The following is a 24,191-nucleotide window of genomic DNA, read 5'->3' on the forward strand; positions in this document are numbered from 1 at the left end:
TGCGACACGCCCGGCCGCGCTTTCATTCGCCCCCCAAATCCCTACATTGCGAATCGATGAGCAATCCGTTCGACGACATCCCGTTCGACGATGCGCACCGGCCCGCCCCTGCCCCCAAACCGGCCGGCGGCGGCTCGGGCATCGCCGCGCGCGCCATGGGCGCGCGGTCAGCGCCCGCCTATCTGGAAGGGCTCAACCCCGAGCAGCGCCGCGCCGTCGAGACCACCGAAGGCCCGGTCCTGGTGCTGGCCGGCGCCGGCACCGGCAAGACGCGCGTGCTGACCACGCGCATCGCCCATATCCTGGCGCAGGGGCTTGCCTGGCCCAGCCAGGTGCTGGCCGTGACCTTCACCAACAAGGCCGCCCGCGAGATGAAGGAGCGCATCGGCCTGCTGGTCGGCGGCGCCGTCGAGGGCATGCCCTGGCTCGGCACGTTCCACTCGATCGGCGTGAAGATGCTGCGCCGGCACGCCGAACTGGTCGGGCTGAAGTCCGATTTCACGATCCTCGACACGGACGACCAGATACGGCTTCTCAAGCAGCTCATCCAGGCCGAGGGGCTCGACGACAAGCGCTGGCCGGCGCGCCAATTCGCCCACATGATCGACGGCTGGAAGAACAAGGGCTGGGGTCCTGCCGACATTCCCGAGGGCGACGCGCGCGCCTTCGCCAACGGAAAAGGTCGCGAGCTGTTCACCGCCTACCAGAACCGGCTGAAGACGCTGAACGCGTGCGATTTCGGCGATCTGCTGTGCCACCCGATCCGCCTGCTCAAGGCCAATCCGGACGTGCTCGCCGACTATCAGCACAAGTTCAGATACATTCTCGTCGACGAGTACCAGGACACCAACACCGCGCAATATCTGTGGCTGCGGCTGCTGGCGCAGCGGCGGGTTTCACCTCATCGTCAGCCTGTCGAAGAACGAGGTGAAACCGCAAGCCCGCCCCTTCGACAAGCTCAGGATGAGGGCTTGCATCGCTCCCCCGCCTCCCCCTTGATGGGGGAGGCCGGAGAAGCAAGCGAAGCGAAGCTGATCCGGGTGGGGGAGACGGGCGGGGATACACCCCCACCCCTGACCCCTCCCCCTCATGGAGTGGGAGGGGGACCAAACGGCGCGCCCCCCAACATCTGCTGCGTCGGCGACGACGACCAGTCGATCTATGGCTGGCGCGGGGCCGACGTCGACAACATACTGCGCTTCGAAAAGGACTTTCCGGGCGCGAGCGTCGTCAAGCTGGAGCGCAACTACCGCTCGACCGCCCACATTCTGGGCGCCGCTTCGCACCTGATCGGCCACAATGAGGGCCGGCTCGGCAAGACGCTGTTCACCGAGGCGCCCGATCCGGATGATCCGAAGGTCAACGTGCACGCCGCCTGGGACTCCGAAGAGGAGGCGCGCGCGGTCGGCGAGACGATCGAGCGCCACCAGCGCGACGGTCATCTGCTCAACGACATGGCGATCCTGGTGCGCGCCTCCTTTCAGATGCGCGAGTTCGAGGACCGGTTCGTCACGCTGGGGCTGAACTACCGCGTCATCGGCGGCCCGCGCTTCTACGAGCGCATGGAGGTGCGCGACGCGATGGCCTATTTCCGCGTCGTGTGCCAGCCGGCCGACGATCTGGCCTTCGAGCGCATCGTCAACACCCCCAAGCGCGGGCTCGGCGACGCCTCGGTTCGCCTCGTGCACGACTATGCGCGCAAGAAGGGCGTGCCGATGCTCGCCGCGGCCGAGGAACTGGTCGCCACCGAGGAGATGAAGCCCAAGCCGCGCGCCGCCCTGCGCGATCTGGTGCAGAGCTTCCGCCGTTGGCAGGAACTGCTCGACAACACGCCCCATGCCGAACTGGCCGAGACCATCCTCGAGGAGAGCGGCTACACCGCCATGTGGCAGGCCGACCGTTCCGCCGAGGCGCCGGGGCGGCTTGAAAACCTCAAGGAACTCATCCGCTCGATGGAGGAGTTCGAATCCATGCGCGCCTTCCTCGAACATGTCAGCCTGGTCATGGACGCCGAGCAGAACGAGGACATGGACGCGGTGTCGATCATGACGCTGCACGCGGCCAAGGGCCTCGAATTCGACACGGTCTTCCTGCCCGGCTGGGAGGAGGGTCTGTTCCCGCACCAGCGGGCGCTTGACGAAGGCGGCCGGTCGGGTCTGGAGGAAGAACGCCGGCTCGCCTATGTCGGCCTGACCCGCGCCAAGCGCCACTGCCACATCTGGTTCGTCTCCAACCGCCGCATCCACGGCCTCTGGCAGTCGACCATCCCCTCGCGCTTTCTCGACGAACTGCCGACCGATCATGTCGACGTCGCCGAGCCGCCCTCGTCCTACGGCGGCTATGGCGGCTACGGCGCCTCCCGCTTCGACCGGGCCGAGGCCTTTGCGAGCACGCGCGAATCGCCCGGCTGGCGCCGCGCCCAGGCCAACCGGACCGAAGCGACCAGCCGCAACTGGGGCTCGCGCTCGGGCGTCGCCGTCGAGCGCATCGGCTATGGCGAAGCGGATTCGGGCTTCGGCGCCGGCAGGGGCTCGGTGAAGGGCCGGGTGATCGAGGGCGAACTGATCGCCAAGTCGGTCTCCAAGACGGCATCGGACTTTTCCGTCGGCGACCGCGTGTTCCACCTCAAGTTCGGCAACGGCAACGTCACCGCCATCGAGGGCAACAAGCTGACCATCGCCTTCGACCGCGCCGGCGAGAAGAAGGTGCTGGACGGGTTCGTGGAGCGGGTGTGAGGCCGCTCGCCCGCACTGTGAAACTGTGATACTGTGCGGCCATGAAGAACATCACGATTTCGCTCGACGACGATCTTTACCGGCGCGCCCGCATCCTCGCCGCCGAGGAGGACACGACAGTGACCGCCATGGTCCGCGCCTATCTCGAGGAAAAGACGCGCCGCAAGGAAGAGTTCGAGCGGCTCTTGAAGCTGCAGCAGGAGCTGCTTGCGACCGAAGAAGGCCTCGATCCCGCCGAGAACCTCAGCCGCGACGCGATCTACAGCGAAGATGGCGATGCCCGCTTTCGCTGACACAAACATATTGCTCTACGCACTGGTCGCCGAGGACCATGAAAGCGACAAGCGGGACATTGCCAGACAGATCCTGAGTCGCGAGGACCTTGTGCTCTCCTATCAGGTGCTCGTCGAGTTCTGCTATCAGGCGACACGACCAAATCGAACTGGAGCACTTACACCGGAAAGGGCAACACGATATGTGCGGGCTTTTTCACGTTTTCCCATTGTGACGGGCCGTCAGGATATCGTCTTTGCCGGCCTCGAACTGCGCCGCGTCACCAACTATTCGATCTGGGACTGCATGATCATCGCGGCGGCGCGAGAAGCCGGTTGCGATACGCTGCTGAGCGAGGACATGGCGGACGGCCACGCCATCGCCGGTCTGTCCATCGTCAATCCGTTTGGCTGACCATCTCGCCTGGCTGCTCCGCCGGCGCCAGCACCGTCAATCGCCCTCTTCGACGCGTCTGGCCATCCGTTCCGAGGCAAGGCGCAGGCGCGCGAGCTCTCCGTCTTCCCAGATCGCCCACAATACTTCGATGTCGACACGGCGTCGGTCCGGCATCAGAAGACCGCAATTCCCTTCCGATCCACCTCCGCCCGGAAAGGCGCGTCGAGCGACCGGAGCATGAAGGCGTTAGCCGAAATGCCGGTGGCGTCGGTGAGCAGATGCTCCACGCCGATCAGGTCGAGAATCGAGAACCTCGCTTCGGGCACGACGTCGATGGCGATATCCAGATCGCTTTGCGGCCCGGCGGTGCCCGTCGCCCGTGAACCGAAGACCACGAGCCGGCTCACGCCCTCCGCCTCCAGCGCGGGCCGAAGCCTCTTGAGCGTCCGAACGAGTTTCTCTGTGTCCACGGCTGTCGTCTCGACCCTGCGGCGCGGCTTCATTGTGTCAGGTGGATGCCCCGCCGGCAACCGCGTCCGCCGGCGCCAGCACGGTCAGGCCGCCGGGGTCGGTGCGGATGTCGATCGGACCTTCCATCGTCACCAGTTCCCCGTCGATCGCCGCCCGCATCGGACGCGCGCGGCGCAGGCGCACCTGTCGTGCCGTCTCAGAGCGCACGAAGGCCAGGTCCTGCCAAGTGCCGGTCTGCAGCGCGGCGGCGAGCGCGGCGACGTCCGCCGAACGCTCCGAGGTCAGGATATAGACGCCCAGAAGCCCGCTATCGAGCCGGTCGGCGAACGGCAGGTGGCCCGGCGAGAACGGATTGTTGGAGATCGCAACGCCCGGCGTGATCAGCGGCTCGGGTCCCCCCACGCCGTCAAGCCAGACGCGCACCCGCGGCGGCCGGGCGATGACGCGCAGGGCCGAGCGCGCCGTGCCGACCAGCTTGCCCAGCCGCGAGCCGTATTTCACCTTGTCGCGATCGGCGATCAGTTCCGGATGCAGGCCAAGCGAGAATTCGTGGATGAACGGCCGGTCGTTGGCATAGGCGATGTCCACCGGCCGGGCCCGGAAGCCGGCCAGCGCCTCGGCCGCCTCGAACGGATCGAGCGGCAGGCCGAGCGAGCGCGCGTAAAGGTTCATGTTTCCGCCCGGCACGATCGCCAGCGTCTTGTCGTGCCGCGCCGCAAGCCCGGCCGCGAGCGAGACCGTGCCGTCGCCGCCGGCGACCAGCAGCCCGTCATGGTCGTCATCGGCGGCGGCCGCGCGCAGCGCCTCGACCGCGTCGGTGTGCGGGTCGGAAAACGCGATCAGGTCGCCCTGCGCGCCCAGCGCGTCGGCGATCCGCGCCCTCAGCGCGTCGACATCGAGCGCCTTGAGCGTGGAGGCGCCCGGATTGATCACGCCGGCGAACGAACGGCCCGTCATCGTCTGTGTGCTCCGCTCACTCGGGCTCGCCCTCGGTCCAGGTCACGTCCTGCCCGTAGAGCGGCACGGTCGAGATCGCCATCTTGGCCGAGCCCTGCTGCACCTGGCGCGAATGCGACAGATAGATCAGCGTCTGGTTGTCGGCGTCGTACAGGCGCTTGACGACGAGCTGCTTCCAGATGATCGAACGCCCCTGCCGAAACACTTCCTCGCCGTCCTCGTCGAGCGCGATGTCGCCGATCGTGATCGGTCCGGTCTGCCGGCACGCGATCGACGAGTTGGAGGGGTCCTCGAACCAGTTGCCCTGCTGCAACCGGTCGATCAGCCCGCGCTCGAAATAGGAGATGTGGCAGGTCACCCCGCTGACGTCGGGGTCGACGAGCGCCTCGACGATGATGTCGTTGCCGAGCCAGTCGACATCGATCTCGCCGACCTGTTCGGCGGCGGCCGGCGCGGCAGCGGTGATGGCGAAGGCGAGCGCGACGAAGGCGCGGCGCGCGGCGAAGAACGGACGAAGGACCATGGCAAACCTCATGCGGACCGGAAGGACAAATGCCCCGGTCAGATGGAGGGTTCCCTTCGCCGTTGCAATGAGCGCCGGACAAGACCGGTGGGCGATGGCCTCAAGGCACCGCCTTCTTGTAGATGTGCCAGGTGGCGTGACCGAGCACGGGCAGCGCGATCAGGAGCCCCAGGAATACCGGAAGCATCGCCGCGATCACCATCAGCGTGACGACGACGCCCCAGCCGAGCATCACCATCGGGCTCGCCGCGACCGCCCGCACCGAACTGATCATCGCGGTGACGAAGTCGACATTGCGGTCGAGCAGCATCGGGATCGAGACCACCGTCACCGAGAACAGCACCAGGGCCAGCACCGCCCCGACCGCATGGCCGATGATCAGGAAGGTCCAGCCCTCGGGCGTGGTGAACAGCGTCTGCGTGAAGCTCTCCCAGGTCGCAAACGACATCCGCCCCAGGATCAGCGCGATCAGCAGGCGCACCTGGTACATCCAGATCCAGAAGATGAACAGCACGACGAACGCCATGAAGGCCAGTTCGCGCCTGGACTGCAGGCGGATCACCGACAGGATCTCGTTCCAGGCGAGCGGTTCGCCGGTCGAAAGCCGGCGGCTGACCTCGTAGAGGCCGACAGCGGCGAACGGCGCGATCAGCGGAAAGCCGATCGCCACCGGATAGATCATCCAGGGCATGTCCCAGACGAACAGCGACTGCGCGATCAGAAGGCCGCCGATCACGTAGACGCCGGAGAAGAAGAAGCCGAACAGGGGGGCCTTGAGGAAGTCCGCATAGCCCTGATTGAACGCCGTGCGGATATCGGCGACCGTCAGCGCGCGCACCTCGGGCAGCGTGCCCGTACGCTTGGTGTTGCCGGTCGCGCCGGCGCTCTCGCCGCCATCGTCGATGTCTGCGTTGGACATGGCGTCCTCCCTGCCCTGCTTGCGGTTCGCTGGCCTCCCAACCGACGGGCCGCGACACCGATCATGACAACCAAGGCCCGCAAAAATCAACCCGGCTGCCCGGCCCGGCGTCGCATTTCTTCGTCGCCCTTGCACCGGCGGTCGCGCTGGTCAACGGCGCGCCAAAGGTCTACATTGAGGCCATGACACAGCCGAGCCACATGACGACGGCCAACCCGGCTCCAGCGCGGCCGCCGCGCGCGTCCGTGGCCGCCCCGCTGGTGCTCGCCGCGGCGATCGTGCTGGTGGGTGTGGCCGGCGTCTACGCCTATGGCGCCGAAGGCGCGGGCCTGATCGTGGCGATGATCGAGACCGGGCTCGCCTGGTGCTTCTGAGGCCCTGCGCGCAAATGCGCAGGTGAAATCGGCCGCCTCAGCGCATAAATAACCGGCGGCTCCCACGTAGAGCCGACTTCCCACGTAGAGCCGACCATCCCATGCGCTATCTCTTCGCCGCCCTCGTCGTCGCCCTTGGCATCGCGCTGTTCGCGCTCACCTTCGCCATGGTCAACCGGACCGAGCCCGAGGCGGCCTATGGCGTTCCGTTCGAACTGACCGACCAGGACGGCGCGCCGATCAGCGAGGCGGCCTTCCGGGGGCAGCCGACCGCGCTGTTCTTCGGCTTCACCCATTGCCCGGAGATCTGCCCGACCACGCTCTACGAGCTCGACGGCTGGCTCGCCGAACTGGGCGAAGCGGGCGAACGGATCGACGCCTATTTCGTCACCATCGACCCCGAACGCGACACGCCCGAAGTGCTCGGCGACTATGTCGCCTCGGTCACCGACCGGGTGCGCGGCATTTCCGGCGATCCCGAAGCGGTGCGCGAGATGGCGCGCGGCTTCGGCGTCTATTTCAAGCGCGTCGAACTGGACGATGGCGACTACACGATGGACCATACGGCCTCGGTCTTCCTGCTCGATTCGAACGGCGCTTTCCGCAAGACGATCGCCTATGGCGAGAATCCCGAAACGGCGGTCGAAAAGCTGCGCGATCTGGCCGGCACCTGACGGGCCGCCTTCGTCGCGGCCCTGCGGGCCGGAGACGCCCTGCTTGACCTTGACGCTGATCTGGCCATGTTCATGCGGCCAGCAAAGCGCGAAAGGCCTCCCCCTTGGAAATGATCGCCCTCAAGCTCGCCGCCATCGGCGCCACCGGCATCGCCGCGCAATGGCTCGCCTGGCGCCTGCGCCTGCCGGCGATCGTGCTGCTGCTCGCCGCCGGCTTCGCGATGGGACCGGCGACCGGGCTGATCGATCCGGTCCGCGATTTCGGCGAGGTCTACAAACCCGTCGTCGGGCTCGCCGTCGCCATCATCCTGTTCGAGGGCGGGCTGACGCTGAATTTCCGCGAGATCCGCGAAAGCTCGCAGGCTGTCCAGCGGGTCATCTTCCCGGGCGGTCTGATGGTGTGGATCGGCGCCGCGCTCGCCGCCCATTTCGCCGGCGGGCTCGACTGGCCGGCCGCGATCGTGCTTGGCGCAGTGCTGGTCGTCACCGGCCCGACCGTCATCATGCCGTTGCTCCGCAGCGCCAAGCTCAAGCAGCGCCCCGCTTCCATCCTGCGCTGGGAGGCGATCGTCAACGATCCGATCGGCGCGCTCTACGCCGTGGTCGCCTTCGAGGTCTATCTGGTCTGGCTGGGCGCCGAGAGCGCGGCGGAGGCCTTCACCGGCATCCTGATCGCCTTCGCCTTTGCGATCGGCGCGGGCTTCGGTCTCGGCCGCCTTCTCGCTTGGGCGTTCGGCCATGGTCATGTGCCGGACTTTCTCAAGGCGCCGGTGCTGTTTTCCGCGGTGATCGCGCTGTTCGCGATATCCAACCAGCTGCTCGAGGAATCGGGGCTTCTGGCCGTCACCATCATGGGCATCGCGCTCGCCAACTCCAAACTCGCCGCGCTTGGCGAGGTACGCCGCTTCAAGGAGACCGTGACGATCCTGCTCGTCTCTGGCCTGTTCATCGTGCTGACCGCCGCGCTCGACTGGCCGACGATCCGTTCGATCGACTGGCGCGCGGCCGCCTTCGTGGCGCTCTTGCTGTTCGTCGTGCGGCCGCTGGCGATGTTCGTGGCGACCATCGGCAGCCCGCTGAGCTGGCAGGAGCGGCTGCTGATCGGCTGGATCGCGCCGCGCGGCATCGTCGCCGTCGCGGTGATCGGCCTGTTCGGCACACTGCTGGTCAATATCGGCGTCGAGGACGGCACCCGGATGATCGCCTACACGTTCGCGGTCGTCGTCGCCTCGATCGTGCTGCACGGCTTTTCGCTCGGCCCGCTCTCGCGCCGGCTCGGCCTGCGCTCGACAGAGGAGCCGGGCCTGCTGATCGTCGGCGGTTCACGCTGGGCCACGGCGCTTGCCGGCAAGCTCGACGAGATGGACGTGCCGGTGCGCATCTCCGATCCCAACTGGAACCATCTCAGCGATGCGCGCTTCGCCGGCATTCCGGTCCACTATGGCGAGATCCTGTCCGAGCACGCCCACCACCACCTCGACCTCAACCGCTACGGCGCGCTGCTCGCGGCGACCGACAACGACGCCTACAACGCGCTGGTCTGCACCGATTTCGGACCGGACATCGGCCGCACCAACATCTTCCAGATCGGCGACATGAACCAGCAGTCCGAGCGCCAGGCGATGAGCTTCACGCTGGGCGGCCGCCAGCTGTTCGAGCCCGGCCTTGACCTGTTCGAGCTCAACCGGCGGATGCGCGAGGGCTGGACGTTCCAGTCGACCCGGCTGACCGACGAGTTCACCCATGAGAGGTTCGTCGAGACTCGGGCCCGCGACACGCGCGTCATCCTTTGGCGCAAGCCCGGCGGACGGCTTGTCTTTTCGGCCGCTTCGGGCAATCAGAAGCCGCAGAAGAACGACGTGATCCTCTCGTTCGCGCCGCCGCGCCCGAAAAAGGACGTGCCGGCGGTGACCGACGCCAAGCCGCAGCCCGACCTGCCCGATGCGCAGGCCCCCTGAGACCCGGACCCCGATGCCCCAGACCCGCCTCTTTCGCACCGCGCCCAGGATCGAGGCGGAGCGGCTGTTCGAGACGGTCGAAAGCGCGCTGGAGGACGACGGCGTCCCGGCCGCGATCGCCGAGACCTTCGACGACAGCGGCATCTTCGAGATCTCACTCTATGCCGATGCCGGGGAGGTGCCAGGCCTTCGCGCAAAGATCGCCGGCGCGCTCGGCGTCGCCGAAGATGCGCTCGATTTCGCCGAGGAGCCGGTGCCGGACATCGATTGGGTGACGAAGTCGCTCGAGGGGCTGGGCGCGGTGCGCGCCGGCCGCTTCATCGTCCATGGCGGCCACCAGCGCGCGGCCGTCACGCCCGGCCGCATCGGCATTCAGATCGAGGCCGGCCAGGCCTTCGGCACCGGCCATCACGGCACCACCAGCGGCTGCCTGATCATGCTCGACAGGCTGATCGCCCGCCGCCGGCCCGCGCGCTCGCTCGATCTGGGCGCCGGCAGCGCCGTGCTGGCGATCGCGATCGCCAAACGGGCCCGGACGCCGGTGCTGGCGACCGATATCGACCCGGTCGCCACGCGCGTCGCCAACGCCAACGCCAGGCTGAACGGCGTTGCCGGCCTGGTGCGCTGCGAGACCGCCAGCGGCCTCGCCCATCGCGCCTTCGCCGAGCGCGGCCCGTTCGACCTGATCGTCGCCAATATCCTGGCGCGGCCGCTGATGGTGATGGCGCCGGCGATCGCTCGGCACCTGGTGCCGGGCGGCGATCTCGTTCTTTCGGGGATCCTGACGCGCCAGCGGCGCAAGGTGCTCGCCGCCTACCGGCAGGCCGGCCTGCGCCACTGCCGCACGATCGAGCGCGACGGCTGGGTGACGCTGCACCTGCGGTGAGCGCTACTGCTCTGCGATGACCTTCTTGAGCGTCTCGTCGATCCGTCGCTGCCAGCCCGGCCCGCCCGCCTTGAAGTGCGCGACCACGTCGGCGCTAAGCCGGATCGAAACGGGCACCTTGGTTGGCGTCTTCTGAGGCCCGCGCGTTCTCGGAAAGGCGTCGCGCACCGCGCCAGGAAGCGCTTCGGGCGATTGCGCACGATCGAAGTCGGCCTGCGACCACTCCCGGTCGGCCCATGCGTCTTTATCGGTCTTTGGCGTCTTGTCCGACATATCGCCTGATCTCTTTGTCATGCGCGCGACGCAACATGATCACCCGCACGCGTTCTCCGCGAAGCGTGAACGCCATGGCATGATAGGCCCCGTCGATCAGACCCCAGGCCCTGTAGCGAACCTCGCCGTAGTCGACCCGGTCGTCCTCGACAAAGGCCAGAAATTCGAAATCGACCGCCCTTGCCAGCGAAATCTTGTGCTTGAGACGGTTTCGCCGCTCCTTGTCCGGGTCGAATTCGATCTCCACCCGCCGAACCTAGCAGGGATCGGATGCATGAGCAATCAAATTGTATATACGAAAAATCTTGGCGTTCGCTGCCCCCAAACGCAAGACAGCCCGCGCATCGCTGCGGCGGGCTGTCCGAAGTTTGCGGTCGTGAACGGCCGATCAGAAGGGCGGCGTGAAATGCGGACGGCGCTTGAGCGTGTCGCGGTCGTAACCGCGCTCTCTCAGTTCGTCATCGTCCAGCATCAGAAGCGTTCCGTTGACGTAGCCGGCCACCTGGCGCGAGCGGGCCTCGATCATCGCGTCGAGCGCGTGACGGAAAAAACCCTTGCGGTTCGTGTTGGCCATGACTGGTCTCCTTTGGAGCGATGTTGCAAAGCCAAGATGCGCTTTCGGGACGCGATCCGGTAGGCCCCAGGATGCAGGGCACCCATGCGTTTTTCGCATGCGCGAAAAGTCTTTTTGCAACGCAAAATTCATTGTCGGCTCCATGGCTTGCCGTCCGGCGTCCGGATCGATAGCGTCCGCCCGCACCGATCAAGGCTTCCGCCCATGTTCCAGTCCTTCGCCACCCGTTCCGACCCGACAACCGGCAGGCCGCGCCTTGCGGTCCTGCGCGAACAGCTCGCCGCAATGGGGCTGGACGGTTTCGTCGTGCCGCACGCCGACGCCCACCAGAACGAATATCTGCCCCCGCACGCCGAACGGCTCGCCTGGCTGACCGGCTTCACCGGCTCGGCCGGCACGGCCGTGGTTCTGACCGATACGGCCCATGTGTTCGTCGACGGCCGCTACACGCTGCAGCTCCGCCAGCAGGCCGACATGAACGTCTTCACGCCGCAGAGCCTGACCGACACGCCGCCCCATCAATGGCTCGCGGACAATCTGGCCAAGGGAACGCGTCTGGGCTTCGATCCTTGGCTGCACACGATCGGCGAGGCAAAGCGCCTCGAGCAGGCATGCGCAAAGGCCGACGCGGAACTGATCGCGGTTTCAGACAACCCGGTCGACGCGGTCTGGGCCGACGCCCCGCCGCCGCCGGCCGCGCCGGTGCGGCTCCATCCGATCGAACGCGCCGGCAAGAGCGCCAAGGCCAAGCTGCGCGCGATGGCGCGCACGGTGCGCCAGGCGGGTGCGGCGGCAACCGTGCTGACCGATCCGGCGTCGGTGTGCTGGGCGTTCAACATACGCGGCGCCGACGTGGTGCACACGCCGCTGGCGCTCGCCTGGGCGATCGTTCCGGCGCGCGGCGCCCCCCAACTGTTCATCGATCCGGCCAAGCACGCCGGCGCCGTCACCGACCATCTGCGGGACCATGCCGACCTTCAGTCGCCCGAAGCGTTCGAGGCCGCGCTTTCCGACCTGGGCCGCACCGCCACAAGGCCCGTCATGCTCGATCCGGCCCGCGCCGCCGCTGCGATCGCCGCGATCGTCGAGGACGCCGGCGGGACCGTCATCGAGGGCACCGATCCGGCGGTGCTGCCGCGTGCCGCCAAGAACCGGTCCGAGCGCAAGGGCGCCGTCGAGGCGCACCGGCGCGACGGCGCCGCCATGGCGACATTCCTGGCCTGGCTCGACGCGCAGGATCCCGCTTCCCTGAACGAGATCGCCATCGTCGAAAAGCTCGAACGGGTGCGGACCGAAACCGGCGAACGGCTCGGCATGCCGCTGCGCGAGATCGCCTTCGACACGATCTGCGGCGCCGGGCCCCATGGGGCGATCGTCCATTACCGGGTCGACGAGAAATCGAACCGCGCGGTGGCGCCGGGCGACCTGATCCTGATCGATTCGGGCGCCCAGTACGAGGACGGCACCACCGACATAACCCGCGTGATCGCCACCGGCGAGGCGAGCGAGGACCAGCGCCACCATTTCACGCTGGTCCTCAAGGGCATGATCGCGATGAGCCAGGCGCGCTTTCCCGAGGGCACGCGCGGCGTCGATCTGGACGTTCTGGCGCGGCGGCCGCTCTGGGCGGCGGGTCTCGACTACGGCCACGGCACCGGCCATGGCGTCGGCTCCTATCTGGGCGTGCACGAGGGGCCGCAGAACCTGTCGCGGCGCGGCATGGCCGTCCTCGAGGAAGGCATGATCGTCTCCAACGAGCCCGGCTACTATGTCGAGGGCAGCCACGGCATCCGCATCGAGAACCTGGTCATGGTCGCGCCGGCAAAGGTCCCCGAAGGCGGCGAGAAGCCCATGCATGCCTTCACCACGCTGACGCTGTGCCCGATCGACCGGCGGCTGATCGCGCCAAAACTGCTCGACCGCGCCGAACGGCGCTGGCTGAACCGCTACCACGCCCGCGTCCGGCGCGAACTGTCCAAACTGATCGACGATCCGGCCGTGCTCGGCTGGCTCGAACGGGCGACCGCCCCGGTGCGTTGAGCGCCGCCCCGGGCCGTTTCCTTGCCGCTGCGGCCGTTTCGCGCTAACACCGCAGTGCCCGTCACTTCCAGGTGCGCAGCCGCACCCTTCCGATCCGCCCGCCGGCATTCGTTGCCGGCCACGCCCGGCGGTCTCCCCTGGCCCATTGGAACAGATCGTTCTTTCGTGACGGAGCGGGCCGCCCCGTCCGGGCATGGCGCTTGGGAAGCCGACAGTCGGCTCGCGCCCAAACAAGAACAAGGAGAACTCCATGACCCGCCTTTCCCTGCTCGCCGCAACGGCCACGCTCGCGCTATCGGTCGGCACGCTGCCGGCCAAGGCCGATTGCGGCGAGGTTTCGATCACCCAGATGGACTGGGCCTCGGCCGCCATCGTCACCGCGGTGTCGAGCTTCCTGATGGAAAACGGCTATGGCTGCGACGTGACCACTGTGCCGTCGTCGGCGACGCCGGCGCTTGCATCGGTCGCCGAGAACGGCAACCCCGACATCGTCACCGAACTGTGGACCAACGCGGCGCCGGCCTATGCCCGGCTGCGCGACGCCGGCAAGGTGGTCGAACTGAACAAGGTGCTGTCCGATGGCGGCGTCGAGGGCTGGTGGGTGCCCGACTATGTGGTCGAGGAGAACCCCGAGGCCGCAACGCTCGAAGGCATCCTGGCCAATCCCGATCTGGTCGGCGGCCGCTTCCACAACTGTCCCGACAACTGGACCTGCCGGACCGTCAACGACAACATCAACCGGGTCGTCGACATGGAAGACGCCGGCATCGAGATCTTCAACCACGGCTCGGGCGAAACGCTCGCCGCCTCGATCGCCTCGGCCTACACGGACGGCGAACCTTGGTTCGGCTATTACTGGGCGCCGACCGCCGTGCTCGGCAAGTACCCCATGGTGCTGGTCGAGACCGCGCCGCATGATCCCGACATCCACGCCTGCAACGCCTCGGGCGAGGACTGCGCCGAGCCGGGCCTTTCGGCCTATCCACGCGCCGACGTGATCACCGCGGTGACCACCGACTTCGCCGAGCGCGAGCCGCAGATCGCCGAACTGATGTCGAACGTTGCCTTCACCAACGACCAGATGAACGGCCTTCTGGCCTGGCAGGACGAAAACAACGCCTCCCCCGAGGAAGCGGCCGTTCATTTCCTGCAGTCCTCGCCGGATATCTGGAGCGGCTGGCTGAACGAGGAAGCACGCGAAAAGCTCGGCGCGCTGCTTCAGTAACGCCGGTGCGGGGCCGCGACCGCCGTGGCCCCGCTACATCACCTGCCTGAGCCCGAAGATCAGCGCCCAGCAGATCGCCAGCATGGCGAGCGGCGGCAGGCGCAGGGCGAGGACGATCGCCACCGCGATCGTGATCGCCTCGGCGAGGCCGTAGAAGGCCGCATAGGGCGCGACGATCGCCGTCAGCACGGCGGCGGGCACCGCGTTCAGCGCCGCTCCCAGACGCGGCGGGATGGCGGCGAAGCGCGACAGCACGGCATGACCGCCGATCCGGGTCAGATAGGTCGCGACCGCGCCCGCAAGGATGATCCACACCGTCGTCGACATCGGCTCACACCACCAGCTTGTGGCCGGGGCGCACGCCGATCACCGCGGCCACGATGACGCCGGCAAGCCCGCCGAGACTGACATGCCAGGGGCTGCCGACCAGATGATAGGCGACGACCGAGGCGAGCGCGCTGGCGAGCACCACCGGCAGCCAGTTGGCGCGGCCGCGAAAGCCCATCACCATGCCCAGAAAATAGAGCGGCAACAGGAAGTCGATCCCGTAGGCGGCCGGATCGTCGATCAGCCCGCCGAACACCGCGCCGACATAGGCTTCGAGCACCCACATCACGTAGACCGGCAGCGCCAGCCCCAGATACCAGGCGAACGGCGTCGGCACGCCGGCCTCGGCGCGCTGCTCGGTGACCGCGAATTGCGGATCGGTCATCAGGAAGAAGGCCAGCGCCTTGCGCGGCCGACTGTAGGCGCGGATCGTCTGGCCCATCGTCGCCGAATAGAGCACGTGCCGGAAATTGACCGCCAGGATCGACAGCACGATCACCCAGGCCGGAATGTCCGAGCCGAAAAGTTCGATGCCGACCATCTGGCTGGCGCCGGCATAGAGCAGCGCGCTCATCAGCGTCGCCTCGAACGCGTTCATCCCGTTCTCGGCGGCCAGCGCCCCGAACAGCAGCCCGAACGGCGCGACGGCGAAGATGACCGGGACGGCATCGCGCACGCCGCGCATGAACTCGGATCGGGACGATGCCATGAAGAACTCCGCCGCCCCGGTTAGCCGAAACGGCTCGGGCCTGTCACGCCAGATTTTGTCACCGCAACAATCACCCTGGCTGATCGCGCGGGCGCGCCGCCGCTCAAAGCCCCTCGGTGCGGGCGAACCATTCGGCCTCGTCGATCACCTCGACGCCCAGCTCCTCCGCCTTCTTCAGCTTGGAGCCGGCGCCCGGTCCGGCGACCACCAGATCGGTCTTCGAGGAGACCGAGCCCGAGGCCTTCGCGCCGAGCCGGTCTGCCATCGCCTTGGCTTCGTCCCGGCTCATCCGTTCCAGCGAGCCGGTGAAGACGATGGTCTGGCCGGCGAACGGGCTTTCGGCGGCAGGCCGCTCGGCGTCCTCGACGGTGAGCTGGGCGATCAGATCCTCGACCATCCGAAGGTTGTGTTCCTCGCCGAAATAGCGCGCGACCGCATCGACGACCGCCGCGCCGATATCCTCGATCGCGTCCATGTCCTCGCGTGCGGCCTCATCGCCCCCGGCGATCTTCCGTGCCGCGTCCTCGAACGCATCCCACGAGCCATAGGCCCGCGCCAGCGCCCGCGCCGTCGTCTCGCCGACATGGCGGATGCCGAGCCCGAAGATCACCCGTTCGAGCGGGATCGTCCGCCGCGCCTCGATCGCTTCGAACAGGTTCTTCGCCGAGGTCTCGCCATAGCCCTCACGGTTCTTCAGCTTGGTCAGTTCGGACGCGGCATCCCGCTCTTCGAGCGTGAAGATGTCGGCCGGCGCGCGGATGCGCAGCGGGTCGTCTTCGGGCAGATCGTAGAAATATTCGATCTGTCTGTCGCCGAGCCCATCGATGTCGAACGCCTTGCGCGAGACGAACAGCTTCAGATGTTCCTTGCGCTGGAACGGGCAGGCGAATTCGCCCGAGCAGCGCCGCACCACGCCCTCGGTGCCGCCGGCGGTCGCCTCGCGCACGATCGGCGTCTGAAGCGGACACGGGCACGTCTCGGGAAACTCGAACGCCTCGGCGTCGTCCGGCCGCTTTTCGGGCACGTAGCCCAGGATCTGCGGGATGACGTCGCCTGCGCGCTGCACGGTTACCGTGTCGCCGATCTTGACGCCGAGCCGGACGATCTCCTCGGCATTGTGAAGCGTTGCGTTCTCGACCACCACGCCGCCGACGGTCACCGGCTCGAGCCGCGCCACAGGGGTGAGCGCGCCGGTGCGGCCGACCTGGATGTCGATGGCGTTCAGGCGCGTCATCGCCTTTTCGGCCGGGAACTTGTGGGCGATCGCCCAGCGCGGCGACCGCGAGACGTAGCCGAGCCGCTGCTGCAGGCCCAGATCGTCGACCTTGTAGACCACGCCGTCGATGTCGTAGTCGAGATCGCCGCGCTCGACCTCGATGCGCCGGTAGTGCTCGAGCAGCGCCTCGGCGCTGTCGCACACGGCCATCAGCGCATTGGTGACGAAGCCATATTCGGCGAGTTTTTCGACCATGCCCATCTGCGTGTCCGCCGGCATGTCGCTGACCTCGCCCCAGGCATAGGCGAAGAACTTGAGCGGCCGCGCGGCGGTGATCGACGCGTCGAGCTGGCGCAGCGAGCCCGCCGCCGTGTTGCGCGGATTGACATAGGTGGGCTTGCCGGCCTCCTCCTGCCGGCGGTTCAGTTCGGCGAAATCGGCCTTCGTCAGATAGACCTCGCCGCGCACCTCGAATGTTTCGGGCGGCGTGCCGGCGAGATCCTCGGGAATGTCCTCGATGGTCCTGGCGTTGGCGGTGACGTTTTCGCCGACCGCGCCGTTGCCGCGGGTTGCCGCATAGGCGAGCTTGCCGCCCTCGTAGCGCAGCGACAGCGACAGACCGTCGATCTTCGGCTCGGCGGTCAGGCGCAGCGGCGTCTCCGCGCCGAGCTTCAGGAAGCGCCGGATGCGTGCGACGAAATCGTGCACGTCCTGGTCGTTGAACGCATTGTCGAGCGACAGCATCGGCACGCGGTGGGCGATCTTCTCGAACTTCTCCGAGACCGCCGCGCCGACCTGCTCGCTGGGGCTGTCGGAGCGCTTGAGGTGCGCAAACCGCGCCTCGATGGCAAGGTTGCGCCGCTTGAGCGCGTCATAGTCCGCGTCCGCGATGATCGGCGCATCCTCGCCATGATAGGCGACGTCGTGCCGCGCGATCTCCTCGGAGAGCCGCGCCAGTTCGGCCGCAGCTTCCGCTTCGGTGAGGGATTCGACGGGTTTGTCGGAGGCGTCCTTGGTCAAGTCTTCGTCCACCGCAGATGAGACGGTGCACGATTAGCGCTTTTGCCGGGGCGGGCAAAGAGGCGCGATGTGGGGAACGCCGTGGGGTGGTAACTCGGGGGCGCGCCCTCCTTTTCGTCATTCCGGGGCCGCGCATCGATCCCTGACCCTTCGAGGCTCGCCAATCATCGCCCTCATCCTGAGGTGCGAGCGCAGCGAGCCTCGAAGGGCGAGGCGATGATTGCCTCACACCTCAGGATGAGGGATCGATGGAGCCTGCACCGCCAGCCGGCAACCGCTCCACAGGATCCGGCCCCTCACCCTTACCCTCTCCCCGCACGCGGGGAGAGCGAGCCTTCGGCACCGCGCCCGCACGGTCGGCACGAACGCCCGGCTCAGAAGACTAGCTGCCAATGCGCGATGTGCAGGTCCCCCTCTCCCCGCGTGCGGGGAGAGGGTAAGGGTGAGGGGCGGAACGGACAGGCCGAAACGCTACCCCTCGCCCGCCAGCAGCTTGTCGGCGGCGGCGCCCTTCTGCCGCCAACCCGGGGCGGATCCTTCTCATCGCCATCACGAGCGCCCGCCCCCCTTTTCGTCATTCCGGGGCCGCGCAGCGGAACCCGGAATCCAGAGCAGAAACCCCGGCCATCGACGCGCTGGATTCCGGATCAGGCTCCGCCTGTCCGGAATGACGGTTAGACGCGCAACCGCACGAAGCCACGTGACCCTCCCCCTCGCCCCGCACGCAGGGAGAGGGAGCCTTCGGCACCGCGCCCGCACGACCGGCACGAACGCCCGGCTCAGAAGACTAGCTGCCAATGCGCGATGTGCAGGTCCCCCTCTCCCCGCGTGCGGGGAGAGGGTAAGGGTGAGGGGCGGAACGGACAGGCCGAAACGCTACCCCTCGCCCGCCAGCAACTTGTCGGCGGCGGCGCGCGCCTCGGCGGTGATCGTCGCGCCGGCGAGCATGCGGGCGATCTCCTCGCGCCGCCGGTCGCGGTCCATCTCGGTCACCGAGGTGACAACCTGTTCGGCGCCGTTGCCGCCCGAAGCGCCGGCCTTGGCGATCAGGAAATGGTGCGCGGCGCGCGCGGCCACCTGCGGCGCGTGGGTCACCGACAGCACCTGCACGGTCTCCGACAGGCGCCGCAGCCGCGCGCCGATCGCATCGGCCACCGCGCCGCCGACGCCAGTGTCGATCTCGTCGAAGACCAGCGTCGGCGCCGAGCCCCGGTCGGCCAGCGCCACCTTCAGCGCCAGCAGGAACCGCGACAGCTCGCCCCCCGAGGCGACCTTCATCATCGGCCCGGCGCGCGTGCCCGGATTGGTGCGCACGTGAAACTCGATGCCGTCGATCCCCGCCGGCCCGCGCCGGTCGGCGTCGGCGGCGTGGTGGACGATGAATTCGGCCTTGTCGAGCTTGAGGTCCGGCAGTTCGGCCATCACCGCGGCGACGAGCGTCTCGGCGGTTTCGACGCGCCGGGCGGACAGGGCGGCGACGGCCCGGTCATAGGCGGCAAGCGCGTCCCTGGCCGCCTGTTCGAGCCCGGCCAGCGCCGCCTCGCCCGCGTCCAGATCGGCAAGCTGGTCGGCCATCGTCACGGTCAGCGCCGGCAGATCGTCGACCGCGCAATCGTGCTTGCGGGCGACCGCGCGCAGCGCGAAAAGCCGCTCCTCGGTGCGTTCGAGCGCGTGCGGATCGTGATCCTGGGCGGCGATCGTCTGCTCGATAACGTTCTGCGCCTCGGCCAGATGGTCGAGCGCGCTCGCCAGATGGCCGTTGACCTCGTCGAGCAGGCCCGGCACCTCCGGCGCCTTGCGCTCGAGGCGGCGTAGCAGCCCGGCGATCTCGGGCACCGACGAAGCCGGGCCGGCCAGCGTCTCGTGCGCATCATTGAGATCGCCGGCGATCTTCTCGGCGGCCATCATCTCGGTGCGCTTTTCGGCGAGCTGTTCCTCCTCGCCCGGCTCGGGGGCGAGCCTGGTCAGTTCCTCGACCGAGGCGCGCAGGAAATCGGCCTCGCGCGCCGCCGCCTCGATGCGCGCGCGCTGGCGGGAGAGCGCGGTTTCGGCATCGCGCCAGGCCCGGTGCAGCGCGGCGACATGGCCTGCATCGGCGCCAAGGCCGCCGAACGCGTCGAGCAGGTCGCGGTGGGAATCGGTGTCGACCAGCGCCCGGTCGTCGTGCTGGCCATGAATTTCGACGAGCTGGCGGCCGACCGCGCGCAGCGTCGCCACCGACACGGTCTGGTCGTTGACGAAGGCGCGGGTGCGCCCGTCCGCGCTCTGCACGCGCTTGAAGATCAGCGGCTCGCCCGGCTCGATCGAAACGCCCGCCTCCCCGAGCACGGCATGGGCGGGATGGCTGGCGGCCAGATCGAACACGGCGATCACCTGGCCGTCGCGCGCGCCGTGGCGGACCAGATCGGCGTCGCCCCGCGCGCCGAGCGCAAGCGACAGCGCGTCCAGCAGGATCGACTTGCCCGCCCCGGTCTCGCCGGTCAGCACAGCAAGGCCGGCCGAAAAGCGAATGGCCAGCTTCTCGATCAGCACGATGTCGCGGATCGACAGCTCGCTGAGCATGGCGGGGCGATGGGCCGGGTCAGCCGCCGGCCGGGCGGTTCAGGACGTTCTGCGTCGCGCGGCTGATCCAGGAGCCGGCGTTCTGGCGCGGCTGCAGGCCGCCCGTGGCGAGCAGCGCGTAGGAATCGGCGTACCACTGGCTGTCGGGGAAGTTGTGGCCGAGGATCGCCGCGGCGGTCTGCGCCTCGGACGCAAGGCCCATGGCGAAATAGGTCTCGGTCAGGCGCGCCAGCGCCTCCTCGACATGCCGGGTCGTCGGATAGTCCTCGACCACGAGCCGGAAGCGCGGCAGCGCGGCGGCATATTCGCGCCGTTCCAGATAGTAGCGGCCGACCTGCATCTCCTTGCCGGCGAGCTGGTCGCGGGCGGCGCGGATCTTGGCCTTGGCGTCTTCCTCGTAGATCGAGCCCGGATAGCCTTCGAGCAGCCGGTTGAAGTTCTGGATCGCCAGCCGCGTGTCGCGCTGGTCGCGCGTCACTTCGGGCATCTGGCTGAAATAGGAAAGGCCGATGATGTACTGCGCGTAGGAGGCGTCCTCGTGCGTCGGATACAGTTCGACGAACCGGCGCGACGCGCTGATCGCCTCGTCGAACCGGCCCAGCTTGTAGGACGTGTAGGCGGCCATCACGTTCGCCTTGCGGGCGAACTCCGAATAGGGATGCTGCCGGTCGACGGCGTTGAACTTGCGCTGCGCCTCGCGCAGGTCGCCGGCGTTCAGATTGGCCAGGCCCTGATTGTAGAGCACGTCGGCCGGCTCGATCGTGTCGACATAGCTCTGCAGGTCGACCGAATCATTGTCGCGCGCGCAGCCGGCCACCGTGCCGGCGGCGATCGCGACCGCAACCACCATCGTCAGGCCCCGTGCGAACCCTGATCTGCTCGTCCGATTGGCACTCATCAAACAGCCCATCTCCAGGCATGGCCGGGCGGCAATCCCGCCATGCAAACCAAGCGCCCGTTTATCGCCTTGGGCTCCCCACGGCAACGCCTGCCGGGCAATTGGTGCGATTTTGTGACGTGATCGTCCGGCGGACGGTCAGATCGCCCAGGGAGCGTAGACCTGGCCCGTCACGGCGACCAGGTCGCCGGCATAGACGATGGCGCGCGGAACCGGCGTCTCGACGATCTCATAGGCGGTCGGATCGGCGAGCAGCGCCTTCAGCGCGATCGAGTTGAGCCGGTGGCCGCCCCGGTAGGAGGAGAAGCAACCGACGAAATTGGCGCCCGCCAGCGCCAGGTCGCCGACCGCGTCCAGCGTCTTGTGGCGCACGAACTCGTCGGCGTAGCGCAGTCCCTCGCCGTTGACGACGCAATGATCGTCGCCGATCACCACCGAATTGCCCAGCGACGAGCCGAGCGCGTGGCCCGAGGCCCACAGCCGCTCGACGTCCTTCATGAAGCCGAAGGTGCGCGCATCGGCCAGTTCCTCGCAGAACACGGCGCCGTCCACCTCGCCGCGGAACTCCTGCCGGCCGATGGCCCTGGAATCGAAGTCGATGACGATCTCGTAGCGTGTGCCGTCATGCGGGCGGAACTCGGCCCAGGACCCTGCATGCTCGACCCGCACGGTCTTCTTGACGCGGATGTAGCGCCGCTTGACCAGATGGTGCTCGATGCCGGCCTCTTCGATCGCGGCGATGAACACGCGCGCGCTGCCGTCCATGATCGGCACTTCCGTGCCGTCGATCTCGACGATGACATTGTCGAGCCCGAGCGCCGAGAAGGCGGCCATGATGTGTTCGATGGTGGAAACGTGCACGCCGGCGGGGTTGCCGAGCATCGTGCACAGGTCGGTGGCGCCGACCTGGGAAACGACGGCGGGAAGATCGACCCTCGAACCGTCATCGAGAATGCGCCGGAAAACGACGCCCGTGTTCGGTTCGGCCGGATGAAGGGTAATCGATACTTCGGAACCGGTATGAACCCCGATACCCGAAAGGCTCACCGCCTTGCGCAATGATGCCTGATAGCCCCGCAGATCAGTCCCCATGAGCCGTTTCTCGCTCTTGTTCTTGTATTGTGTTCGCTGGTCGCGCGGTCCATCCAATCCCCTGACGGATGCGCCTCGCGTGTCAAAGCGGCGCCCTCTCCACCTTGGCCGGCACAATAGTCGCGACTCGGTGAAGCGACCAAATCACGGATGGTAACCGCATGTAACGCGCGTCCGGTTCGGCCGGGGGGGATAATCGCAAATAGCTTCAGAGGCTTAACAAATGCGAAACGGGGCGCCCAAACGCCCCGTTTGCCGTCATGGTCGCGATCGCGGACCGGTCAGTTGGCCTGTCTGCGCAGGAAGGCCGGAATTTCGAGCTGGTCGTCCGGATCGGGGGCCTGCGTAGGCGCGGGCGCCCGGCCCTGATCGTCGAGCTGGCCGCGACGCGGCGCATAGAGCGAAGCGTCCTGTCCCATCGCGCGGCGAGGCTGGGCCGGGCCCTGCTCGACCGGCTGCGCCGGACGCAGGCGCGGCGGCTCGGGGGCCTCCATCTCGTCCTTGCGCGAAAGGCCGTGCGTCAGCCGCCGCAGCAGGCCGAGCGGTCCGCGCTCGTCATGCTCGTCATCGGCCATGTGCGGGGCGCGGCTGGCTTCCACCTCGGCCTGGACCATCGGCGGGAAGTCCTGCACGTCGGGCATGCGCGGCGCGGGCGCATCGAAGGCGGGCTCGGCCATCGTCTGGGCGGCCGGACGGGGCGCCTGCGGAGCCGGAGCCTGGGCCGGGGCGGTCGCTTCGGCGGTGCGCGGGCGGGCCGGCATCGGCTGGGCGGCCGGCTGGAACAGGCGGCTCTGCGGGCGGAACTCGTCCTCGGCCGTCGCCGCCGGTCGGGCCGGCTGCGGCTGGGGCGTCGGGCCGGACGCCTGCGCGGTCGCGCAGTAGGCATCCATGTCGCGCTCGGTCTCGGCGATCACATCGTCCTCGGACGCCGGAGCGGCGGGCGCCTGCGCGGCCGGTGCGGGCCTTGCCTCGGCCGGCTGCTCGCGCCGTGCCGGCTGCAGCACGGAGGCCTGCTCCGGCTGCGGTTTGGCGGCCGGGGCCGCCGCGCCGGTGACCGCACGCGGGATCGCGGTCTGACGCGGCGTCGCGACCGCGCCCGCCTCGCCGGCGATGCCGGTTGCGACGACCGACACGCGGATCAGCCCTTCGAGCGACTCGTCGAAGGTCGCGCCCAGGATGATGTTGGCGTCCTGGTCAACTTCCTCGCGGATGCGGGTCGCGGCCTCGTCCACCTCGAACAGGGTCATGTCCTTGCCGCCGGTGATCGAGATCAGCAGGCCCTTGGCGCCCATCATCGAGGTCTCGTCGAGCAGCGGATTGGCGATCGCGGCTTCGGCGGCGGTGATCGCCCGGCCCTCACCGGAGGCTTCGCCAGTGCCCATCATCGCCTTGCCCATGTCGCGCATGACCGAGCGCACGTCGGCGAAGTCGAGGTTGATCAGCCCTTCCTTGACCATCAGGTCGGTGATGCAGGCAACGCCCGAATAGAGCACCTGGTCGGCCATGCCGAACGCGTCGGCGAACGTCGTCTTGTCGTTGGCGATCCGGAACAGGTTCTGGTTGGGAATGACGATCAGCGTGTCGACGTTGGCCTGAAGTTCCTCGATGCCGTCGTCGGCGGTGCGCATGCGCCGCTGGCCCTCGAAGTGGAACGGCTTGGTGACGACGCCGACCGTCAGGATGCCGCGTTCGCGCGCGGCGCGCGCAACCACAGGCGCCGCGCCGGTGCCGGTGCCGCCGCCCATGCCGGCGGTGACGAAGCACATGTGGGTGCCGTTCAGATGGTCGTTGATCTCGTCGATGCATTCCTCGGCGGCCGCGCGGCCGACGTCGGGCTGCGAGCCGGCGCCAAGACCCTCGGTGACGCCCATGCCGAGCTGGATGATCCGGCCCGCCTTGTTCATCGACAGCGCCTGGGCATCTGTGTTGGCCACCACGAACTCGACCCCGTCGAGCCCGCCGGTGATCATGTTGTTGACCGCGTTGCCGCCGCCACCGCCGACGCCGAAGACCGTGATGCGCGGCTTCAACTCGGTAATGTCCGGCTTTTGGAGATTGATCGTCATGGTTTCATCCTCTTTTGGTGCCG

General features: G+C 68.0%; 22 protein-coding genes and 2 pseudogenes. 10 read left to right on the forward strand and 14 right to left on the reverse strand.

What is annotated here, in order from left to right; translation table 11 throughout:
• Positions 1-56 precede the first annotated feature (56 nt).
• The 4 genes and pseudogenes from E0E05_RS17955 to E0E05_RS13130 form a co-directional block, all read left to right on the forward strand.
• Positions 57-900, forward strand: a pseudogene (locus tag E0E05_RS17955) (ATP-dependent helicase); the annotation flags it as partial.
• A gap of 224 nt (positions 901-1,124) precedes the next feature.
• A pseudogene (locus E0E05_RS17960) lies at positions 1,125-2,735 on the forward strand (ATP-dependent helicase); the annotation flags it as partial.
• 41 nt (positions 2,736-2,776) lie between these two features.
• Complete coding sequence (locus E0E05_RS13125; RefSeq protein WP_131617128.1) at positions 2,777-3,028, forward strand: hypothetical protein; 252 nt, start codon at positions 2,777-2,779, stop codon at positions 3,026-3,028.
• Positions 3,012-3,422 (forward strand): PIN domain-containing protein, encoded by a 411-nt coding sequence (locus E0E05_RS13130; RefSeq protein ID WP_210215713.1) that lies wholly within the window; start codon positions 3,012-3,014, stop codon positions 3,420-3,422. Before E0E05_RS13125 ends, E0E05_RS13130 begins: the two co-directional genes overlap by 17 nt.
• Positions 3,423-3,577: 155 nt before the next feature.
• Here E0E05_RS13130 and E0E05_RS13135 read toward each other — a convergent pair whose 3' ends face one another.
• The 4 genes from E0E05_RS13135 to E0E05_RS13150 form a co-directional block, all read right to left on the reverse strand.
• Positions 3,578-3,811, reverse strand: coding sequence for a nucleotidyltransferase family protein (locus E0E05_RS13135; protein ID WP_244597724.1), 234 nt, complete (start codon positions 3,809-3,811; stop codon positions 3,578-3,580).
• Between the two features lie 100 nt (positions 3,812-3,911).
• Positions 3,912-4,832 carry a diacylglycerol/lipid kinase family protein gene (locus E0E05_RS13140; RefSeq protein WP_131617131.1) on the reverse strand — a complete coding sequence of 307 codons (921 nt, stop codon included), beginning with the start codon at positions 4,830-4,832 and terminating at the stop codon, positions 3,912-3,914.
• 16 nt (positions 4,833-4,848) lie between these two features.
• On the reverse strand, positions 4,849-5,355 hold the full coding sequence (locus E0E05_RS13145) for a CreA family protein (RefSeq protein WP_244597725.1): 507 nt from the start codon (positions 5,353-5,355) through the stop codon (positions 4,849-4,851).
• Positions 5,356-5,455: 100 nt separating this feature from the next.
• Positions 5,456-6,274: a DUF2189 domain-containing protein gene (locus E0E05_RS13150; protein WP_131617133.1), complete on the reverse strand. Its 819-nt coding sequence runs from the start codon at positions 6,272-6,274 to the stop codon at positions 5,456-5,458.
• 182 nt (positions 6,275-6,456) lie between these two features.
• Here E0E05_RS13150 and E0E05_RS13155 point away from each other — a divergent pair, with 182 nt between their 5' ends.
• The 4 genes from E0E05_RS13155 to E0E05_RS13170 all read left to right on the forward strand — a co-directional run bounded on the left by E0E05_RS13155 (position 6,457) and on the right by E0E05_RS13170 (position 10,166).
• On the forward strand, positions 6,457-6,648 hold the full coding sequence (locus E0E05_RS13155) for a hypothetical protein (protein ID WP_131617134.1): 192 nt from the start codon (positions 6,457-6,459) through the stop codon (positions 6,646-6,648).
• Positions 6,649-6,749: 101 nt separating this feature from the next.
• Complete coding sequence (locus E0E05_RS13160; protein WP_131617135.1) at positions 6,750-7,322, forward strand: SCO family protein; 573 nt, start codon at positions 6,750-6,752, stop codon at positions 7,320-7,322.
• Positions 7,323-7,432: 110 nt separating this feature from the next.
• Positions 7,433-9,280: a cation:proton antiporter gene (locus tag E0E05_RS13165; RefSeq protein ID WP_244598076.1), complete on the forward strand. Its 1,848-nt coding sequence runs from the start codon at positions 7,433-7,435 to the stop codon at positions 9,278-9,280.
• A 13-nt stretch (positions 9,281-9,293) separates the two neighbouring features.
• Positions 9,294-10,166, forward strand: coding sequence for a 50S ribosomal protein L11 methyltransferase (locus tag E0E05_RS13170; protein ID WP_131617137.1), 873 nt, complete (start codon positions 9,294-9,296; stop codon positions 10,164-10,166).
• 3 nt (positions 10,167-10,169) lie between these two features.
• Here the strand turns inward: E0E05_RS13170 and E0E05_RS13175 are convergent, their stop codons facing one another.
• From E0E05_RS13175 to E0E05_RS13185, 3 genes are all read right to left on the reverse strand, one after another.
• Positions 10,170-10,439, reverse strand: coding sequence for a BrnA antitoxin family protein (locus E0E05_RS13175; protein ID WP_131617138.1), 270 nt, complete (start codon positions 10,437-10,439; stop codon positions 10,170-10,172).
• Positions 10,411-10,686 (reverse strand): BrnT family toxin, encoded by a 276-nt coding sequence (locus E0E05_RS13180; RefSeq protein ID WP_131617139.1) that lies wholly within the window; start codon positions 10,684-10,686, stop codon positions 10,411-10,413. Before E0E05_RS13180 ends, E0E05_RS13175 begins: the two co-directional genes overlap by 29 nt.
• Positions 10,687-10,827: 141 nt before the next feature.
• Entirely contained in the window at positions 10,828-11,013 is a 186-nt protein-coding gene (locus E0E05_RS13185; RefSeq protein ID WP_131617140.1) for a hypothetical protein, read from the reverse strand.
• 204 nt (positions 11,014-11,217) lie between these two features.
• Between E0E05_RS13185 and E0E05_RS13190 the strand changes: the two genes are divergently transcribed.
• Complete coding sequence (locus tag E0E05_RS13190; protein ID WP_131617141.1) at positions 11,218-13,053, forward strand: aminopeptidase P family protein; 1,836 nt, start codon at positions 11,218-11,220, stop codon at positions 13,051-13,053.
• A gap of 250 nt (positions 13,054-13,303) precedes the next feature.
• Positions 13,304-14,278, forward strand: a complete 975-nt coding sequence (locus tag E0E05_RS13195) for an ABC transporter substrate-binding protein (protein ID WP_131617142.1) — start codon at positions 13,304-13,306, stop codon at positions 14,276-14,278.
• Positions 14,279-14,311: 33 nt separating this feature from the next.
• On the opposite strand, the gene E0E05_RS13200 is transcribed toward E0E05_RS13195, so the two are convergent.
• The 7 genes from E0E05_RS13200 to ftsZ all read right to left on the reverse strand — a co-directional run bounded on the left by E0E05_RS13200 (position 14,312) and on the right by ftsZ (position 24,168).
• Positions 14,312-14,605, reverse strand: coding sequence for an AzlD family protein (locus tag E0E05_RS13200; RefSeq protein WP_131617143.1), 294 nt, complete (start codon positions 14,603-14,605; stop codon positions 14,312-14,314).
• A 4-nt stretch (positions 14,606-14,609) separates the two neighbouring features.
• The gene (locus tag E0E05_RS13205; protein ID WP_131617144.1) at positions 14,610-15,314 is read right to left on the reverse strand and encodes an AzlC family ABC transporter permease; all 705 of its coding nucleotides are present in this window, start codon (positions 15,312-15,314) and stop codon (positions 14,610-14,612) included.
• A 103-nt stretch (positions 15,315-15,417) separates the two neighbouring features.
• Positions 15,418-17,550, reverse strand: coding sequence for an NAD-dependent DNA ligase LigA (gene ligA / locus E0E05_RS13210; RefSeq protein WP_131617145.1), 2,133 nt, complete (start codon positions 17,548-17,550; stop codon positions 15,418-15,420).
• An 876-nt stretch (positions 17,551-18,426) separates the two neighbouring features.
• Positions 18,427-20,112, reverse strand: coding sequence for a DNA repair protein RecN (gene recN, locus E0E05_RS13215; protein ID WP_131617146.1), 1,686 nt, complete (start codon positions 20,110-20,112; stop codon positions 18,427-18,429).
• Positions 20,113-20,131: 19 nt separating this feature from the next.
• The gene (locus E0E05_RS13220; RefSeq protein ID WP_131617147.1) at positions 20,132-20,962 is read right to left on the reverse strand and encodes an outer membrane protein assembly factor BamD; all 831 of its coding nucleotides are present in this window, start codon (positions 20,960-20,962) and stop codon (positions 20,132-20,134) included.
• A 186-nt stretch (positions 20,963-21,148) separates the two neighbouring features.
• The gene (gene lpxC / locus E0E05_RS13225) at positions 21,149-22,102 is read right to left on the reverse strand and encodes a UDP-3-O-acyl-N-acetylglucosamine deacetylase (RefSeq protein ID WP_131617148.1); all 954 of its coding nucleotides are present in this window, start codon (positions 22,100-22,102) and stop codon (positions 21,149-21,151) included.
• A gap of 281 nt (positions 22,103-22,383) precedes the next feature.
• The gene (gene ftsZ, locus E0E05_RS13230; protein ID WP_131617149.1) at positions 22,384-24,168 is read right to left on the reverse strand and encodes a cell division protein FtsZ; all 1,785 of its coding nucleotides are present in this window, start codon (positions 24,166-24,168) and stop codon (positions 22,384-22,386) included.
• Between the last annotated feature and the right edge of the window lie 23 nt (positions 24,169-24,191).

It is taken from the genome of Roseitalea porphyridii (assembly GCF_004331955.1).
Taxonomy (GTDB): domain Bacteria; phylum Pseudomonadota; class Alphaproteobacteria; order Rhizobiales; family Rhizobiaceae; genus Roseitalea; species Roseitalea porphyridii.

Bases quoted from the DNA above. Each gene is read 5' to 3' on its own strand.
- E0E05_RS13125 (WP_131617128.1), top strand. From the start codon at position 2,777: ATGAAGAACATCACGATTTCGCTCGACGACGATCTTTACCGGCGCGCC.
- E0E05_RS13130 (WP_210215713.1), top strand. From the start codon at position 3,012: ATGCCCGCTTTCGCTGACACAAACATATTGCTCTACGCACTGGTCGCC.
- E0E05_RS13140 (WP_131617131.1), bottom strand. From the start codon at position 4,832: ATGACGGGCCGTTCGTTCGCCGGCGTGATCAATCCGGGCGCCTCCACG.
- E0E05_RS13145 (WP_244597725.1), bottom strand. From the start codon at position 5,355: ATGGTCCTTCGTCCGTTCTTCGCCGCGCGCCGCGCCTTCGTCGCGCTC.
- E0E05_RS13150 (WP_131617133.1), bottom strand. From the start codon at position 6,274: ATGTCCAACGCAGACATCGACGATGGCGGCGAGAGCGCCGGCGCGACC.
- E0E05_RS13155 (WP_131617134.1), top strand. From the start codon at position 6,457: ATGACACAGCCGAGCCACATGACGACGGCCAACCCGGCTCCAGCGCGG.
- E0E05_RS13160 (WP_131617135.1), top strand. From the start codon at position 6,750: ATGCGCTATCTCTTCGCCGCCCTCGTCGTCGCCCTTGGCATCGCGCTG.
- E0E05_RS13165 (WP_244598076.1), top strand. From the start codon at position 7,433: ATGATCGCCCTCAAGCTCGCCGCCATCGGCGCCACCGGCATCGCCGCG.
- E0E05_RS13170 (WP_131617137.1), top strand. From the start codon at position 9,294: ATGCCCCAGACCCGCCTCTTTCGCACCGCGCCCAGGATCGAGGCGGAG.
- E0E05_RS13175 (WP_131617138.1), bottom strand. From the start codon at position 10,439: ATGTCGGACAAGACGCCAAAGACCGATAAAGACGCATGGGCCGACCGG.
- E0E05_RS13185 (WP_131617140.1), bottom strand. From the start codon at position 11,013: ATGGCCAACACGAACCGCAAGGGTTTTTTCCGTCACGCGCTCGACGCG.
- E0E05_RS13190 (WP_131617141.1), top strand. From the start codon at position 11,218: ATGTTCCAGTCCTTCGCCACCCGTTCCGACCCGACAACCGGCAGGCCG.
- E0E05_RS13195 (WP_131617142.1), top strand. From the start codon at position 13,304: ATGACCCGCCTTTCCCTGCTCGCCGCAACGGCCACGCTCGCGCTATCG.
- E0E05_RS13200 (WP_131617143.1), bottom strand. From the start codon at position 14,605: ATGTCGACGACGGTGTGGATCATCCTTGCGGGCGCGGTCGCGACCTAT.
- E0E05_RS13205 (WP_131617144.1), bottom strand. From the start codon at position 15,314: ATGGCATCGTCCCGATCCGAGTTCATGCGCGGCGTGCGCGATGCCGTC.
- recN (WP_131617146.1), bottom strand. From the start codon at position 20,112: ATGCTCAGCGAGCTGTCGATCCGCGACATCGTGCTGATCGAGAAGCTG.
- E0E05_RS13220 (WP_131617147.1), bottom strand. From the start codon at position 20,962: ATGGTGGTTGCGGTCGCGATCGCCGCCGGCACGGTGGCCGGCTGCGCG.
- lpxC (WP_131617148.1), bottom strand. From the start codon at position 22,102: ATGGGGACTGATCTGCGGGGCTATCAGGCATCATTGCGCAAGGCGGTG.
- ftsZ (WP_131617149.1), bottom strand. From the start codon at position 24,168: ATGACGATCAATCTCCAAAAGCCGGACATTACCGAGTTGAAGCCGCGC.